This window comes from Caballeronia sp. GAWG1-5s-s (assembly GCF_023631445.1).
GTDB lineage: Bacteria > Pseudomonadota > Gammaproteobacteria > Burkholderiales > Burkholderiaceae > Caballeronia.
On the sequence record NZ_JALQDC010000047.1, the window covers coordinates 1 to 15764 of the forward strand.

Below are 15764 nucleotides of genomic sequence, written 5' to 3' on the forward strand. Positions count from 1 at the left end.
CTGCGGCCTTGAAACGGTCAAGCTCGAAATCAATTGACCATGATCGGAAGGTTGCCTAACCTATGCCGCACCCGCCGTCCCAACCTTCAACTGTCTTCGGGACATCGCCAACCTAGCCGACCGGGCCGGTGCGACTATGCACAACGTGGTCGAGAGCATCCGCCGTGTGGCCGAAATCATGAGCGACATCACAACGGCGAGTGACAGCCAGGCGAAGGGGCTCGAGCAAGTGAACGCAGCGATTGCGCAAATGGATGAAGGCACGAGGCGTAATGCAGCGCAAGTGGTCGCCGCGTCCGCCGCAGCCACGTCGCTACACCAGACAACCGGTGAATTGCGCCGCGTGGTCAGCGTGTTTGAGCTCGAGTGACCGAATCACGCCCGATAGGCCCCGCCCCTTCGTTATGAGCTGGACAGGGCACCGCGATCAAGTTCCTCACCAAAACCACGACGACCACGATCACTTCGCGGAGGTCGAGAGCGCCTGTTGTCGGCTGAAACATAAGTTAATCCCAAATTCCACAGAACCCGCCCAGATGGCGGGTTTTTCTTTTTCTGCGAGCACATATCGTGAAACACGCATACATCGAGCAGCAATCTGCAAACGGCTATCGTCGCAGCTAACTCGGCCTGCTCCTCCGGCCCTCGCTGCGATCGGCCGCTTACGCTCGCAGCGCCTTTGCGAGGTCCGCTAGGCGATAGGGCTTGGGTACGAACAGCACATCGCTCAGCCGATTCTTCGCGTCACGAAGCCACGGCGGCGAGTAACCCGAGGTGAGGACTACCCTGAGTTGCGGATAGTCCGAACGCACCAGACTTGCAAGCTCGATCCCGTTCATGCCGTGGGACATCGAAATATCGCTGACGACAACGTCAATGTCTCGGCGCTCCCGGAGGATTTCCACCGCCTCCGAGGCACTGCTTGCCGGCACGACGTCATATCCGATGCTGGTCAGCAGTTCCGACGCAACTCCCAGCACGTCGGGCTCGTCCTCGACGAGCAAGACCGTCTCAACCCTCGGGCCCGGCGGCACATTCTCGCTTGCGGCCGGCTGCGCGACCGGCAAATAGAGATCGACTGTCGTCCCCTTGCCCACTTCGCTCGAGAGGTGCACGTTGCCGCCTGACTGGGTGATGAAACCGTACACCTGGCTCAGGCCCAGTCCGGTTCCCTTACCGGGCTGCTTGGTGGTAAAAAACGGCTCAAACGCCTGTGCAAGGACGTCGCCGGACATGCCGGTACCGGTATCTGAAACAGAAATGCGAACGTAGCGGCCTTGCGGCAATGCCGGCGTCATCTGCGCGTTAGCGTCGACCGTGTCCGTGACGATCGTGACGGTACCGCCGCTCGGCATCGCGTCGACCGCGTTGACGACGAGATTGAGTAGCGTCGCCTCGAAACGCGCTGCGTCGACCAGCGCGAATGTTTCGCCGGGCTGGAGCGCGAGTTCGACGTGCGTGCTACGGTTGCCCGCACGTGAAAGCATTGGCCCGAACTCGCGGATCAATCCGTTCAGGTCGTGCACCTCCGCCTGCAACGGCTGTTGGCGCGCGAAAGAAAGCAACTGCTGGGTCAGTGTGGCACCGCGCTCAATCGCCCGCCGCATCCCTTCAATCATTTTCTTATGGACGGGCGTAGGGGACTGGATCGCCAGCACCTGCAACCCGTTCGAGAGCACCGCGAGCAGGTTATTAAAGTCGTGGGCGACGCCGCCGGTCAGGCGCCCGATTGCCTCCATCTTCTGCGCCTGAAAGAGCGCCGTGTTGGCTTTCTCCAGGGCGGCGGCTGCCTCCTTGCGTTCAGTAATGTCGCGGGTGATTTTTGCGAATCCGATCAGGCCACCCTCGGTGTCCCGAATCGCATCGATCACGACGTGCGCCCAAAATCGGCTACCGTCTTTGCGAAGCCGCCAGCCTTCGCGTTCGGCGCGGCCAGTCTTCGCTGCTGCGGCAAGCATCTGGGCCGGGACGCCGGCTACCTTGTCCTCGTCAGTGTAAAAACGTGAGAAATGCTCGCCAACGATCTCTGATTGGCGGTAGCCCTTGATCCGTTCCGCCCCGATGTTCCAGCTTGTGACGACTCCAGCCGGAGAGAGCATGAAGATCGCATAGTCGGTGACGCCTTGCACCAAAATCCGGAAGAGCTCTTCTGTATCGCCTGTACCGTCGCGCGTGCTCTCTATGTGGTCCATCTTTTCCGTCCGGTCAGGTCGAGGTAGTGCTGGGACGGTGATTTTACCGCTCATATCGGTGCCAATCCGTTCCTTGTCCCTCATGGCGGCGAGGAGTTGAGCCGCCAACGACAGTGCCGATCTGGTCCGGGAATCATTTGAGAAAGCCACGCGGCATCGCGTCCGGTGCCGCAGCCGTACGAGCGCGTGCAAGTCTGTCGCTGGGGGCCGGCTCATCCCCCTCTTTGGCTAATGTGGCGGATCGCACACCGTACTGTACGGATTGTGACGGATGCCCCGTTACCGGACCTCGTTCCCTGTCTGCGATGCTCAAGGCTGCCAGAAAAGTGTCGGCAGTCGCGCATTCACTTTTGGACCGAACGCATCGTATGCCGGCCGAGCCTCCAGTTGGTCGCCGCGTTCGGCCTTCTCTGCAATAGAGAGCAAAGACCCGAGTGGCCCTGCGCGGTCCGTGATAGCTTGGCGTCGTCGGGCGAAAAGGCGTACGCCCAGGCTCGCTTCACGGAGGTGCACATGGCTGAAGAACTACTGCAGATGTACGGCGAAGCCAGCATGTTCGCGTCGGGGATGGTGGTCGATGGCCTTCACGCGTATGGCGACGATTTGTGGATGGCGTGCAGTACGGCACTCGGCAATGGGCTGAAGCTCTCGGAAGATGCTTCCGATCTGCTGAAGCGTGACTGGGCCCGTCGCCTCGAAAAGTTCGCGAACAACTACTTCGGTGGTGACCGCGAAAAGGCGTCGTTCTGCCTGAGGGATGTCTACAACCTGCACAAGTGGGCCGGCATCCAGAACAGCATCAAGGACATCAACTTCGCGGAAACGCTGTCGGAATAGACCCGACGCCAACACGCTCGCCTCTCAGGCGTGCGCCGGTGCTGCTTGCGAGATCAGTCGCCTGACTGAGTTGTAGTTCTCTTGCGGCCCACCTTTCCGGTGGGCCGTTTTCCTCGCCAACAGGCCGGCGCGTTTTTGGTAAGTACCGCTCCCGAACCCGGCCCGGCTATGACGGAAGCTTCGCCGCGAGTACATCGATGTTCATGATTTCCGGCTGTTTCGCGAAGAGATCGGGCGCCTTCGCCATCAGCGCCTCGGCTACCTTACCCGAGAGGTGCGCTTGGCGGCCGTCGTCGTCGGGGAACGCATCGAAGATGCCGTACACCGCCGGCGCGAGTTTCAGCCCGAACCACGCGATCGTCGCGGGTTCCTGCTCGACGAGCTGCAGTCCGCCCATCAGGAAGCTTTCCACTTCCTGCTCCTTGCCCGGCTTCGCTTCGAGCCGGACGAACAACGCGGTCCTGACCATCGCTGCCTCCTTATTGATGCCGTTTTAGGATATCCACGGGACCCCCTAAGGCTCACAAACACGGCGGCCACGGCCGGCCTCGTCGACGTACCAAGCTCCTCGGCCGATTACAGCGACGTCGCGCATTGTGCCCGACCCAACCGGCGCCCTATCATGCAGTATCTCGCCGCGCGCGCGCACTGCCAAACAGCTTGATGACTTCCGGATTGAATGCAGGGATATCGTCGGGGTTGCGGCTCGTGACTAGGTTCTGGTCGACGACCACTGCCTGATCCACCCAGTCCGCTCCTGCATTTTTCAGGTCAGTTTTGAGCGACGGCCACGAGGTAATGCGCCGCCCCTGCGCCGCGCCAGTCTCAATGATGGTCCACGGGCCGTGGCAGATCGCTGCCACTGGTCTGCCGTCATCGAAAAAAGCCTTTGCGAACGCCACCGCTTTCGGCTCCATCCGAAGCGTATCCGGGTTCAAGACGCCGCCCGGCAGTAGGAGCGCGTCAAAATCTTGCGCCTTGGCTTGGTCGAGGGCGACGTCAACCGGGAACTCGTCTCCCCATTCCGTGAACTTCCAAGCGCGCACTTGCTTATCCCTCGGCGAGACGATGCGCGTCTCGGCGCCCGCTTCGTCCAGCGCCTTACGGGGCTCGACCATTTCGACTTGCTCAAATCCGTCCTCGATCAGAATTGCGACTTTTAGTCCCTTGAGAGTTTCGCTCGTCATGTTCGATCTCCTTTGATGAGCTTCGCGTTGAAAACGCTCCGTCTGCGGCTAACCCGCTGGCCCGCACTAGGGCAGTGATTGCGCCGTGGAAGCCGGTCGGCGGATGTCGGTAAGGTCCGGTCGTGGACGTTCCGTTGCGTATGCTCGCCGCCACCGCCGTTCCTTAAGTCAGCGAGCCCGGACATGCTACGAGCCGCGCTCTGCGCACGGGAGACCCAATTACAGCTTCGCATTGGCTCGCATCATTGGGGCACCTCGGCTGCGTGCAATTCCAAGCCATCGGCGTGCCCGTGCCAATAGCAACCGTCCAGCTCACGCCCTGATGCGCGGCAGTGTCCGGAGGCCAGCTCGGCGAGCGGAGGCGATGGTGCGGTCGACTGTCCTGCCGGGCAGCGTGCGGTCCGAACGCCTGGCGATGCTTGCCGTTCCAACCGCTAGGCTAGCTCTGTGTGAAATGCGGCAGATTTTCTCGTCATAGCAAATCTGCACCGCTTGGGAAACTAAATGTTCTAATCTTCCAAATGCTTGAATGCTTGGTTCGCCGCAGTCCATGTTGTGACCGGCCGAGCGTATCGGCAACGGTGGCTGTTTCGTTTCAGTACCCTCAGAAAGCTGTCAAGAAGGAGACGCCAAAATGAAAGTAACGCTCAAATTGCTGCCGCTGACTCTCGGTGCACTGCTCGCCGTCGCGTCCTCGGCCAATGCAGCACAGGACAACGTCCAGACGATGTCCAACTTCCATACGACCGGCAGCACCGTCCAACCGGAAACCATTCCACAGGGTGGACAGACGGCTGATGCGCTGCGCAAGAACCTGGATCAGATCAAGCTGCCACCCGGATTCAAGATTGAACTTTACGCGATCGTCCCAGAAGCCCGGGCGATGGCCATCGAGCCATCGACGGGCGTAGTTTTCGTAGGCACGCGCAAGAACCGCGTTTGGCAGGTAACTGATCGCACCCATCAGCGCGTCGCGAGCGACGTCGCGCAGTTCGCTGCGGCGGTGACGTTCAAAGTACCGAATGGCGTATGCTTTTCGCCTGACGGCGTGCTGTATGTCGTTGAGCAGAACCGGGTGCTCGGCTTCCCGGCCGCGCAGTTCTTTGGCGAAGGCGGGCCGGACGTGGCTGCGGCGGTTGTCGTTCCGCAAGGCAAACTCATTCCGGCGCAGTTCGAGAGTTTCAATCACGGCGCACGCTACTGCCGCGTCGGTCCGGATAAGAAGTTATACATTGCGCTCGGCCAGCCGTGGAACGTACCGCCTAAGGACAAGTGGCCGGAGCTTAATCGGAATGGACTGGCAGGCATCATTCGCATGGATCAGGATGGAAAGAATCGGGAAATCTATGCGCATGGCGTTCGCAATTCCGTCGGCTTCGATTTTAGTCCGAAGGACAAAACGCTCTGGTTCACGGACAACCAAGTCGACGGCATGGGAGACGACACTCCGCCGGGAGAGTTGAATCACGCGACCAAAGCCGGCGAGAACTTTGGCTTCCCGTGGTACGGCGGCGGAAAAGTGCGTACGGTCGAGTACAAGGACGAGACGCCGCCACCCAACATCACCTTCCCACAGGTGGAGTTCGCGGCACATGCCGCCGATCTCGGCATGTCGTTCTACAACGGCAAGATGTTCCCGCAAAAGTACCAGGGCGGCATCTTCGACGCCGAGCACGGCTCATGGAACCGCACTAAGCCAATCGGCGCGCGCATTATGTTCATCCCGATTAAAGACGACGGCACGGCGGGCGAAGCTGAGGTCTTTGCCGAGGGCTGGCTTACTCCGAGCGGCGAATACATGGGTCGACCGGTCGACGTCCAAATGCTGCAGGACGGCTCCCTGCTCGTCTCGGACGACTATGCGGGCGCGATTTACCGCATCTCGTACACGGGTGCGAAATGAGACCTGCGCGCTGGATGACATCGGTGACGGCCGCCCTGGCGGCGGCGCTCGCGTTGACGTCGCAGACATCACTCGCGGGCGATGCGCAAGCCGGCCGAGCAAAGGCGGCGCAGTGCGCGGCGTGTCACGGTATCGACGGCATGTCGAAACTGCCCGAAGCGCCGAACTTGGCCGGGCAGACGGAAGACTATCTCGTGAAGGCGCTCAACGATTTTCGTTCTGGCGCGCGCCAGAACGAGATGATGTCGATGATGGCTAAGACGCTGTCAGACACGGACGTCGCTAATCTGGCCGCCTACTACCATAGCGTCGGAAGCAAATAGATAGACGTGCCGCGACAGCGCCGGGGCTTTCCACTGGTGCCTGTCGCGTCCCCATCGCAAGCGACAATCTCGGTTTGGGCCCGCATAGCGCGGGCTCTTCTTCGCACAATACCGTCCACCCGTAGACGATGCCGCAAAGTGCGGCGTCCGGTAGTCTTCCGTGTACCAGGTCGCTGTCGGCTGCTGTTCGCCTAGCCGGCTAGTGCCGCGGCATTGATGCCGGATGCTGCCCCTCTGGACTCAGCTGCGAAACCAGCGTTAGCAACTGCTCAACGGCTACCGGCTTTTGAATATAGGCATTGCAAATTGACGCGTGTCGTTCTGTCGGCTGCGGGCCATCGGATAGCAGGATGACAGCGAAGCCTCGGCACGGGGGTGCGTGGCGTTTCAACTTGTTTAGCGCTAGTTCATCTAGCATCTTCGAGTCAGTGACAATCACGTCCGGGTGTCTCCCTGACACCATTTCCAAAGCCTCGAAGCCATCGAGTGCGGTCATGATGTGGTGACCTTCCGCCTCCATACCAAGTCGCAAGACGTCTATCAGACGAGGCTCTTTGCCAACCAACAGTATTCTGCACACGGATTTCTCCCCTCGGCTCGCTGCGCGCGCATCGCACGTGCCTACAAGTTTAAATACAAGCGAAAGGGCTTTCTGGAAGCCATCCGTCGGGGCAAGCGTCGACGGTTCTGCCCGTTCCGAAGAACCATGAACTCCCCTTTAGGTCCGTCGCAGAGCGGACGAGTTGTGCGGACAAGCAAACCGTGCTCTGTTGCCGCGGAGAAGCGACGGTTAGGTACGACGATTGCAATGCGGGCTTGTTACTCATCCTCGTCCCTTCCCTCTCGGCGGACGTGGACTTAGGCGCGCCTCTGCCCCGGGGTGCGGGCCTTTCTTTTGTGGGGCTTTTTCTTGCCCTTACTGCATTGGCGACTAAGCTACAGAGGCGCTCCAGGGCGCAGCATAGAGTTCTTGGCCCGCTATCGTCTCTCCGCGATGCGGGCTTTCCTTTGCCCGCTTACCTTAAACGGGGGTACGCTGAACTCGGCACGGAGGCATCTGTGCTGTATGAGCGACCATTAAGCCCGCTTCGGCGGGCTTTTTTTTTATCGGGCGCGCGGGCCAACACCGCGCTCTTCGACAAGACGGCAGGGTAGACCGACGCAATGCAGAACGCCAAACAGCGCGCCGTTCCTCGCCATGGCGAGGCGGCTTCAGTGGCTTCAGTCGCGACGGCCGGACGACCAACCGTTGTTCCGAAGCGGCGTCAGCGGGATTCGCCGTCTAGAAACTGGTCGATCGCGCGCTTTACGGCGTCGGTTGCCGCAATGGCCTCTTCGACTGTCTCCAATCTGCGCGCAGACGCGCAACCCACTTCTTCAAGGCGCTCTCGCAGCCCCAGGGGCTCTCCGCCATTGCCATCGTCGATGCGCAACGCAAACGCTTTGTCGCCGATGGGCTCGTGGTTTCGTTGGTCACGACCTGCGTGAACTCCGCTTCTGTCAGGATTTTTATAAAAGGAATCGGCAAATCGGTGCGTTGAGCGACCCTCGAATTGGTGACCAAGGCTCCGTTTTCGAGGAGTAACAATGAAGCTAGGCCATCTATTGGCGGTCAGCGCCGCAGCGGTTTTGACATCGGGCGGCGCCGTCACCGCTCAAGGACAGAACGCACCCACGGCCAGCCCACATACTGCTGACTCGAGCACCGTAACATACGGTGCGTCGACGTACCGCGGCGCCGATTATGGCGGCGCCGCCTCTGGCGAGAACGCCCCCGGTGCGCGGATTTATGGCGAGTGGGTACGGTGCTGCAATCCTGACAACTGCCCGCCCGACTGCCTTGCAACGTATATAAGCGATCCTGACAAAAACGGTCTGCACACCGGGCTAGCGCGACGGGCTCGCTCACCGCTGGGCGGGGCGCATGTTTAGTTGTTTCTGTGCTGCTGCCCGCTGATTGCTTTCAGCGGTTCAGCAGCGTAGTTGCGCAATGCCCGTTCTGATCTGGCCCCAAGCAACAACGAAACACCATTCAACACCGATCGCCCAGTGCAGACCGGTACCGGTCGCCGTAGACTTCCCGCTGGAAAGGGATAGGATGGAGCGTTACCTACCGGTCACGAGGCATCCATGCCAACCAAACACGCCTTAAGCATCACGGTAACCGAACACCTGGTGCCATTTGTACGAATGGAGGTTGCCTCAGGTCGCTACAGTTCCGCCACTGAGGTCATCCGCGCCGGGTTACGGCTGCTTGAAGAGCAGACTTTGCGCCGCTTATCACTGGCTAGGAAACATGTTTTGCCATCGAAGAGACAGGTGCAAGACGCGTCAAGGACGCGCCGCGCAGTGGAGAAGACGTGAACCCGATCGCCGGATTTCCGATCGTCGGCGTCGGGGCATCCGCAGGCGCAGTCGAGGCGCTCGAAGGGTTCTTCCGCGGCATGCCCGAAAAGCCCGGACTTGCGTGCGTGATCATCACCCACCTGAGCCCGAACCGCGAGAGCATGCTGCCGGAGATCGTCGCGCGCTTCACCGCAATGCCAGTGCATGCCATAGCTGATAACACGCGCATCGAAGTCGACACTGTTTATCTTCTGCCAACTGACGCAGTGGTGACCATCGAGGACGGCACCCTCCGCGTTCAATCGCAAGACTCGCACCGTCGGGAGCGCAAACCGATTGATCTCTTTTTTGCCGCGCTGGCGGCCGACGTCGGCGAGCTTTCCGCCGGTGTAGTCCTGTCAGGCGCCGACTCAGACGGGACACTCGGCATCAAGGCTATCAAGGAGTGCGGCGGACTCACGCTCGCGCAGGTTGCCGACGGCTTCGGGCCCCAGCATCCGAGCATGCCAGAAAGCGCCATCTCGACCGGCCTTGTGGACTTTGCGGTCCCCGCCGAGCAGATGGGCCGGAAACTGGCGAACTTCGCAGCCGGCGGATTCATGCTCGACGGGCTTGCAGAGAAGGCAGCCGCGTCGAACCAGCGCGACTCCATCGATGAAGCTCGCAATGCAATCTGTTCGATTCTGCGCCATCAGGTAGGGCACGACTTCAGCGGCTACAAGGTGAACACATTCTTGCGCCGTGTGCAGAGGCGCATGCAGGTTCTCGACGTAGAAACGCCCCAAGCGTATGTCGCGCGGCTGTCAGCAGACGCAGAAGAGGTCGCGGCCCTCTTTCGCGATCTGCTGATCAACGTCACAAGTTTCTTTCGTGATGCCGATGCATTCGAGGCGCTCGCGGACAAGGTCCTGCCGAAGCTGTTTGAAGGACGCGGCGTCGATGACACGGTCCGTGTGTGGATCCCTGGCTGCGCGACGGGTGAAGAGGTCTATTCCATCGCGATGCTGATGCACGAACAGATGGACGCCCTCGACCACCCACCACGCGTTCAGATTTTCGCCACCGACATTGACGATGCGGCGCTTGGCGTCGCGCGCACAGCGCGTTACCCGTTGCCTTTGCTTGGCGGCGTGTCGGAGGAGCGGCGGCAGCGTTTCTTCGTTCCAGACGGCAGCGGTCATGTCCTCGCGAAGGAGGTTCGGGATCTGTGCATCTTCTCGCCACACAGCGTCATTCGCGACCCACCTTTCTCGCGCATTGACCTCGTCTCCTGCCGCAACCTGCTGATCTACTTCGGCACCGAGATACAGAGCCAGGTCATCCCGACGTTCCACTACGCGCTCCGTCCTGATGGATATCTGTTCCTGGGTACCTCGGAAGGCGTCAGCCAGTTCGAGGAGCTGTTCACTCCAATTGAAAAGAAGCACCGGATTTTCCGCCGTCGTGCTGACGTATCGCCCCAACTCCGGGTGCCGCTGTCGGTGTCCTCGCTGAAGATCGGCCAGATCGCCGGGCTGGCGACCGGTCGTCCGACGTTGACTGGGGCGTCCCTGCGGCTCGTGGCCGATAATCACATGCTGGAACGGTTTACGCCGCCCCACGTGCTCGCTTCCAGCGATGGCGACGTTCTGTATTACTCGGCCCGCACGGGAAAGTACCTTGAGGCGGCAATTGGTGCGCCGACGCGCCAGCTGTTCACAATGGCGCGCAAGGGACTCGGTCTGGACTTACGCTCGGTATTTCGTGAGGCGGTTGAATCTGGTCGCTCGGTCACGCGTGACGGCTTGGTGATCGAGGGTGAGGACGGTCGGGTGCAGGTGATCGACCTGACAGTCGAACCGCTGACGGACCAGACGAGTGGCGAACGTATGTATCTCGTGGTCTTCGATGACCAGGGCCCTGTGCTTTCGCGGGAGGAGGCGCTGGCGCGCGCCCAGGCCACGCACGACGGAACAGCCGTGCAGTTTGAGAAGGAACTGCGCGACACGCGCGAACGCCTGCAATCGATGATCGAAGAATACGAGACAGCGCTTGAGGAACTGAAGTCCTCCAACGAGGAACTGGTGTCGGTCAACGAAGAAATGCAGTCGTCGAATGAAGAACTGGCGGCGTCCAGGGAAGAGCTCGTCTCGCTCAACGAAGAGCTGCACACGGTCAACCTCGAGCTTAGTCGCAAAATTGAGGCGCTCGACCGCTCCAACAGCGACCTGCAGAACCTCTTCGAGAGCACGTCCGTTGCGACTGTGTTTCTTGACCGCAACCTGGTGATCCGTTCGTTCACGCCAGCGATGGACGGCATCTTCCACATCCGCCCCATCGATCGCGGCCGACCTATCACCGATCTCGTCAGCCGGCTGGAGCTCCATCGGCTGGAGACGGACATCGAAGCAGTATTTAATGAAGACACGCCGCGGGAGCATCATGTGTGCAGCACCGACGGTCTGTCCCATTTCCTCGTGCGACTCGCGCCGTACCACAATGGTCAACGTACGCTAGATGGCGTGGTGGTGACGTTTATCAATGTAACGGGCATGGTGCATGCTGAACAACGGCAGAGCGTGCTGATCGCCGAACTACAGCACCGCACACGTAATCTGCTGACTGTCATCCAGTCGATAGCACAGCAGACGCTTGCCCAGGACGGCGCACTTGAGACGTTCAACAGTCGTCTCCGGGCGCTCGGCCGTCTGCAAGGTCTTGTCGGAGAAGCGGACGGCAATCTGGTCAACCTTGGCGACATCGTGAAGCTGGAATTCGAAGCACTTGGCGTGAGCGGCAGCGACCGGATCGGGCTGGGTGGTCCGGTCGTACCGCTTGGATTTCGGAATATACAGACGATCGCGCTGGTTCTTCATGAACTGTCGACCAACGCCGTCAAGTATGGGGCGCTCAAAGACGGCGCGGCCCGGCTCCAATTGCGCTGGAAAGTCGAGCTTGCAGGATCCGGTGCTGCTTCGCTTGTGATTGACTGGATCGAAAGCGGCGTATCGGTTGCTCCCGACAGCTCGAAGATTGGCTTCGGGCGGCAGCTCATCGAAAAAGCGCTAAGGTTCAGTTTGCACGCGCATACAGAGCTGGTTTTTAACGCGGACGGGGTTTCATGTCACATTGAAATACCATTGCCGTCAGCCAGCTTAACGAGGCATATAGAGCCGACATGAGCGAGCGGACGAGAGTTCTGGATGGCAGGAGGATTCTGGTAGTCGAGGATGACTATCTGGTCGCGCTCGCGCTCTCACCTGCCCTTGAGGAAGCGGGCGCCGTCGTTGTTGGGCCGGTCGCGAGCGTAGAGGAAGCCCTGGCCCTGCTTGCGGAGGGCCGTGAGGAAGTTGACGTTGCAGTTCTGGACGTAGATCTCGATGGTGAAAAATCCTATCCGGTGGCCGACGCGCTCGTCGCGCGGGAAATCCGCTTCATTTTTGCGACGGGCTACGGCCTTGATGCACTCGCCCCAGATTATCGGCAGTACCCGCGCTGTCAGAAACCATGCGACCACCGCGCGGTGCTTAATGCGCTTAAAGCGTGAGTCCCAGCCACAACAGGACATCGGACCACTTCCGCGCCTTCTTACCAGATGGCACCGATAAGGTTTTTTGTCGTTGAAGCCAGTTCAAAAAGAGCTCGGAAGGGTCAGTTCGTTCATCCCGACCCGCAACGGTAGGGGTTGCGCCGATAAAGCTTGCAGCTACGACGAGAGACGAGTGAATGCTCTCTATCGTCACCTGACCGTTCTCCCGAGGGGCTCCCACGCTCGAGCGGCTGAGCGATGCATCGCGTAATGCCGCCCTAGCCGACTGCCATACGACGCGGTCGGGTGAACCCGACCCGTTTGAGCTACTCACGAGCGACTGGCGAGCGGCTGCTTTGCGCGGCGCGTTCAGTCATCCATGACAATCTCGAGTTACGCCGCAAGGCGCTCCGATGCAATGGAGTGTCGGCAGATACCGATTTTCCAGCGACTTGAGACCGAGTGCTCGCCCCCTGTCGCATCGCATGGGCATTTTGTACATCGCGTGGACGCGCCTGGCTTGCGACTAGGAGCACTGCGCCAAAGCGCCGTGAGTTCTGTGCGTCAAGTTGTGCAGAAACCGGATGCCAGTGGTTTCAGTTGATCCTTCTGTGCGGCGTGCGGTGCGAAGGGCGTAGCCTGCAGCGCCGCACGCCGCACGCCCGCTATGCAGCAGCGCGCAAGAACTCCTTCTTCTGCTCGGCCAGCAGGGCCATGTTCAGATAGCGGCTGTCTTCCAGCCACGTTTCATGCGTTTCACTGCATAGCGCCCTGACTAAGCGCAGACACGCGGCCTCGTTCGGGAAGATCCTCACGATGCGCGTGCGCCGCTTGATCTCTTCGTTCAGGCGCTCAAGCATGTTGGTCGACTTCAAATGCTTGTGATGCGCACGCGGCGTAAGCACCTCGCGACGGCCGTTGGCAACGGGACGTTCGCGTGAGGCATGATCGGGGAATCAGGCTACGTGCTTCTCACTGGCCGGCAATCAGGCAGTAGACGCGGGTAAGTCAGGGTGCGGGGGCAGCTTGCTGGCCATGTTCCAGGGCAGCAGTTCATCGACGCGGTTGATGGGATGGTCCGCGATATGAGTCAGGACGTATTCGAGGTAGGCGCGCGGGTTGATCCCATTGAGCTTGCAAGTTCCGATCAGACCGTAAATAGCGGCGGCTCGCTCGCCCCCGCTGTCGGAGCCCGCGAACAAGAAGTTCTTCCGGCCCAGACTCACGCAACGCAGCGCGTTTTCGGCCAAGGCGTTGCTGATCTCGGCGCGGCCCTCTTCGCCGTACAGCACGAGGGCATCCCACTGGTTGAGCGAGTAACGGATCGCTTTGGCCAGCTCGGATTTCTTCGACAGCGTCGTGAGCTTGTCCGTCATCCACGCCTTGATCGCCGCCAGCAGCGGCACGCTTTTCTCCTGTCTTAGTCGCAGCCGTTCAGCGACCGGTTTGCCACGGATGTGAGCCTCGATGCCGTAGAGCTCGCCGATCAATCCGAGCACCTGCCGAGTCGCTTCGGTGGGCGTGCGGGCGTGAACGTCGTATATGTACCGTCTCGCATGATCCCAACATGCAACCTCACGGACCTTCCCGCTCTCGTACAGCTCGTTGAAGCCGCCGTAGGCGTCGGCCTGCAGGATGCCCTCGAATCCGGCGAGATGGGTCTGTGGATGGATGCCCTTGCGGTCGGGCGAGTAGGCAAACCACACCGCAGCCGGCTCCGTCGAGCCCGAACGGCTGTCGTCGCGCACGTACACCCAGAGTCGCCCGGTCTTCGTCTTCTTGTTGCCCGGCGCGAGCACCGGGATCGGCGTGTCGTCCGCGTGCAGCTTCGACGTTGCCATCGTGTAGCGGCGCAGCGCCTCGGTCAGCGGCCCGCAAAGCGCCTCGCACTGGCCGACCCAGCGTCCCATGCTGGCCGGGTCGAGCTTCACGCCATCGCGCGCGGCAATCTGCGACTGCCGGTACAACGGAGTGTGGTCCGCGTACTTCGAGACGAGGATGTCGGCCAGCAGGCTTGGATGGGCGATACTGCGCGTGATCGGCAGGCCAGGCATAGGCGGCTGCGAGAAGTGGTGGCCGCACGGACAGACCGTCTTGTGTCGGATCGTGCGAATCACCTTGAACATCGCCGAGACGCGAGCGAGTTGCTCGGACACATCTTCTCCGAGCGGCTGCATGGCGCTGCCGCACTTCGGGCAGGTCGCGTCGGCTTCCAGCACGCGCTCTTCGCGTGGCAGATGCGGCGGCAGCGCTTCTTTCGGCGACGCGTCACCGACAGGCGTGCTCGCACTCGATTGGCGAGCACGTCGCACATCAGCGACGCCACGCTCACCGGTCAGATCCTCAAGGGCGGTCTCGAGCCGCGCGACCTCGCGGTCCAACTGCTCGGACTTGCGTCCGAACTGCATGCGCTTGAGCTTGTCGATCTGCGCCTTGAGTTGCTCGATCTCGAGATCGCGCTCGGCAAGCTGGGCACGGGCCTCGGCCAGCAAGGCCCGCAGGGTTTCGACATCGTCAGGGAGTTCGGCGCCGTTCGACATGCGGCGCAGTTTACGAGCCTTCCGGGCGGTTTACAACATCGACATTGCAGCGGTCCGACGCGGCTGCCGCCAATCGATGCCTTCGAGCAACATCGACAGTTGCGCCGCCGTCAGATAGACCTTGCCGCCATCGGTCTGGGGCCAGACGAAACGGCCTCGCTCAAGCCGTTTTGCGAGGAGCCAGAGCCCGTCCTCGGTCGCCCACAGGACCTTCACGAGATCGCCGCGACGACCGCGGAAGATGAACACGTTGCCGCCCAGCGGATTCTCCTCGAGCGCCGTTTGTACCTTCGCCGCCAGTCCCTGGAATCCGCAGCGCATGTCGGTGACGCCTGCCACCAGCCAGACGCGTGTACCCGTAGGCAGCGCAATCACGATCGCACGCTCGCTAGTACGACCCGTAGCGTATCGGCATCGACGACGCCGTCAACCTTGACGACTACGCTGCCGATTCGAATCTCGATCGTCCCGGCGAGTGGCGTCCGATTGCCAACGTCCCGTGCTTCCGGCGTCATCGCCACGTGCGCGGGCAGCGTATCATGGACCACCGCCACTGGAATCATGGAAGTCGTTTCGGCCTGCAATTGCTCGCGATACCGACGCCGCCATGTGAACAGCATGTTTGCATTAATGCCACTCTCCCGGGCCAGCTTTGCGACCGACACGCCAGGCTCACATGCCGCGGCCGCAAGCCGGCGTCGAAATTCCGGATCATGGTTCGGGCGTCCCTTGCGGCTACCCGGCTTGGCTTCCGACTCTGTCACAGTGGTGTCCATCAAATCGAAAATGATGGGCACTACTTTGATCTCGTGCCGCGCCGGCGTCTACGACGGCCGCCGCGAGGTGCTTACCACGCGGCAGCCGGTAGAACGTCAGCGTCTCGGCGATGTTGCCTTCAACCCAATCGACGAGCTTCGGATATTTGCCC

Annotated in this window: 13 protein-coding genes and 1 pseudogene; 7 read left to right on the top strand and 7 right to left on the bottom strand. The window is 60.9% G+C overall.

Going from position 1 to position 15764, the window contains the following annotated elements:
* Nucleotides 1-103: 103 nt before the first annotated feature.
* A complete protein-coding gene (locus NCR34_RS27590) occupies nt 104-370 on the top strand; it encodes a methyl-accepting chemotaxis protein (RefSeq protein WP_350029472.1) in 267 nt (88 codons plus the stop codon).
* A 292-nt stretch (nt 371-662) separates the two neighbouring features.
* Here the strand turns inward: NCR34_RS27590 and NCR34_RS27595 are convergent, their stop codons facing one another.
* Nucleotides 663-2192 (bottom strand): PAS domain-containing hybrid sensor histidine kinase/response regulator family protein, encoded by a 1530-nt coding sequence (locus tag NCR34_RS27595; protein ID WP_284506726.1) that lies wholly within the window; start codon nt 2190-2192, stop codon nt 663-665.
* Nucleotides 2193-2705: 513 nt separating this feature from the next.
* Here NCR34_RS27595 and NCR34_RS27600 point away from each other — a divergent pair.
* Nucleotides 2706-3029, top strand: a complete 324-nt coding sequence (locus tag NCR34_RS27600; RefSeq protein ID WP_250501400.1) for a hypothetical protein — start codon at nt 2706-2708, stop codon at nt 3027-3029.
* A 166-nt stretch (nt 3030-3195) separates the two neighbouring features.
* On the opposite strand, the gene NCR34_RS27605 is transcribed toward NCR34_RS27600, so the two are convergent.
* Together NCR34_RS27605 and NCR34_RS27610 are read right to left on the bottom strand one after the other, a co-directional pair.
* Complete coding sequence (locus NCR34_RS27605; RefSeq protein WP_250501401.1) at nt 3196-3498, bottom strand: putative quinol monooxygenase; 303 nt, start codon at nt 3496-3498, stop codon at nt 3196-3198.
* 151 nt (nt 3499-3649) lie between these two features.
* The gene (locus NCR34_RS27610) at nt 3650-4216 is read right to left on the bottom strand and encodes a type 1 glutamine amidotransferase domain-containing protein (RefSeq protein WP_250501402.1); all 567 of its coding nucleotides are present in this window, start codon (nt 4214-4216) and stop codon (nt 3650-3652) included.
* A gap of 634 nt (nt 4217-4850) precedes the next feature.
* On the opposite strand from NCR34_RS27610, the gene NCR34_RS27615 reads away from it, so the two are divergent.
* From NCR34_RS27615 to NCR34_RS27635, 5 genes are all read left to right on the top strand, one after another.
* The gene (locus NCR34_RS27615; RefSeq protein WP_250501403.1) at nt 4851-6119 is read left to right on the top strand and encodes a PQQ-dependent sugar dehydrogenase; all 1269 of its coding nucleotides are present in this window, start codon (nt 4851-4853) and stop codon (nt 6117-6119) included.
* Between the two features lie 23 nt (nt 6120-6142).
* A complete protein-coding gene (locus NCR34_RS27620; RefSeq protein WP_502800133.1) occupies nt 6143-6442 on the top strand; it encodes a c-type cytochrome in 300 nt (99 codons plus the stop codon).
* Nucleotides 6443-8572: 2130 nt separating this feature from the next.
* Nucleotides 8573-8806 (top strand): type II toxin-antitoxin system ParD family antitoxin, encoded by a 234-nt coding sequence (locus tag NCR34_RS27625; RefSeq protein ID WP_250501404.1) that lies wholly within the window; start codon nt 8573-8575, stop codon nt 8804-8806.
* Complete coding sequence (locus tag NCR34_RS27630) at nt 8803-11949, top strand: CheR family methyltransferase (protein ID WP_350029471.1); 3147 nt, start codon at nt 8803-8805, stop codon at nt 11947-11949. The genes NCR34_RS27625 and NCR34_RS27630 overlap by 4 nt, the downstream gene beginning before the upstream one ends.
* On the top strand, nt 11946-12314 hold the full coding sequence (locus NCR34_RS27635; protein ID WP_250501405.1) for a response regulator: 369 nt from the start codon (nt 11946-11948) through the stop codon (nt 12312-12314). Before NCR34_RS27630 ends, NCR34_RS27635 begins: the two co-directional genes overlap by 4 nt.
* A gap of 647 nt (nt 12315-12961) precedes the next feature.
* Here NCR34_RS27635 and NCR34_RS27640 read toward each other — a convergent pair.
* The 4 genes and pseudogenes from NCR34_RS27640 to tnpA form a co-directional block, all read right to left on the bottom strand.
* Nucleotides 12962-13192 (bottom strand): annotated as a pseudogene (locus NCR34_RS27640) (transposase); the annotation flags it as partial.
* Nucleotides 13193-13282: 90 nt separating this feature from the next.
* Entirely contained in the window at nt 13283-14836 is a 1554-nt protein-coding gene (gene tnpC, locus NCR34_RS27645) for an IS66 family transposase (protein WP_008343403.1), read from the bottom strand.
* 30 nt (nt 14837-14866) lie between these two features.
* Nucleotides 14867-15211, bottom strand: a complete 345-nt coding sequence (tnpB, locus tag NCR34_RS27650; protein ID WP_008343402.1) for an IS66 family insertion sequence element accessory protein TnpB — start codon at nt 15209-15211, stop codon at nt 14867-14869.
* Nucleotides 15208-15633 (bottom strand): IS66-like element accessory protein TnpA, encoded by a 426-nt coding sequence (tnpA, locus tag NCR34_RS27655; RefSeq protein ID WP_008343400.1) that lies wholly within the window; start codon nt 15631-15633, stop codon nt 15208-15210. Before tnpA ends, tnpB begins: the two co-directional genes overlap by 4 nt.
* Nucleotides 15634-15764 lie beyond the last annotated feature (131 nt).

Coding starts and splice junctions, on each gene's coding strand:
- NCR34_RS27595 (WP_284506726.1), bottom strand. CDS start 2,192: ATGGACCACATAGAGAGCACGCGCGACGGTACAGGCGATACAGAAGAG.
- NCR34_RS27600 (WP_250501400.1), top strand. CDS start 2,706: ATGGCTGAAGAACTACTGCAGATGTACGGCGAAGCCAGCATGTTCGCG.
- NCR34_RS27605 (WP_250501401.1), bottom strand. CDS start 3,498: ATGGTCAGGACCGCGTTGTTCGTCCGGCTCGAAGCGAAGCCGGGCAAG.
- NCR34_RS27610 (WP_250501402.1), bottom strand. CDS start 4,216: ATGACGAGCGAAACTCTCAAGGGACTAAAAGTCGCAATTCTGATCGAG.
- NCR34_RS27615 (WP_250501403.1), top strand. CDS start 4,851: ATGAAAGTAACGCTCAAATTGCTGCCGCTGACTCTCGGTGCACTGCTC.
- NCR34_RS27625 (WP_250501404.1), top strand. CDS start 8,573: ATGCCAACCAAACACGCCTTAAGCATCACGGTAACCGAACACCTGGTG.
- NCR34_RS27635 (WP_250501405.1), top strand. CDS start 11,946: ATGAGCGAGCGGACGAGAGTTCTGGATGGCAGGAGGATTCTGGTAGTC.
- tnpC (WP_008343403.1), bottom strand. CDS start 14,836: ATGTCGAACGGCGCCGAACTCCCTGACGATGTCGAAACCCTGCGGGCC.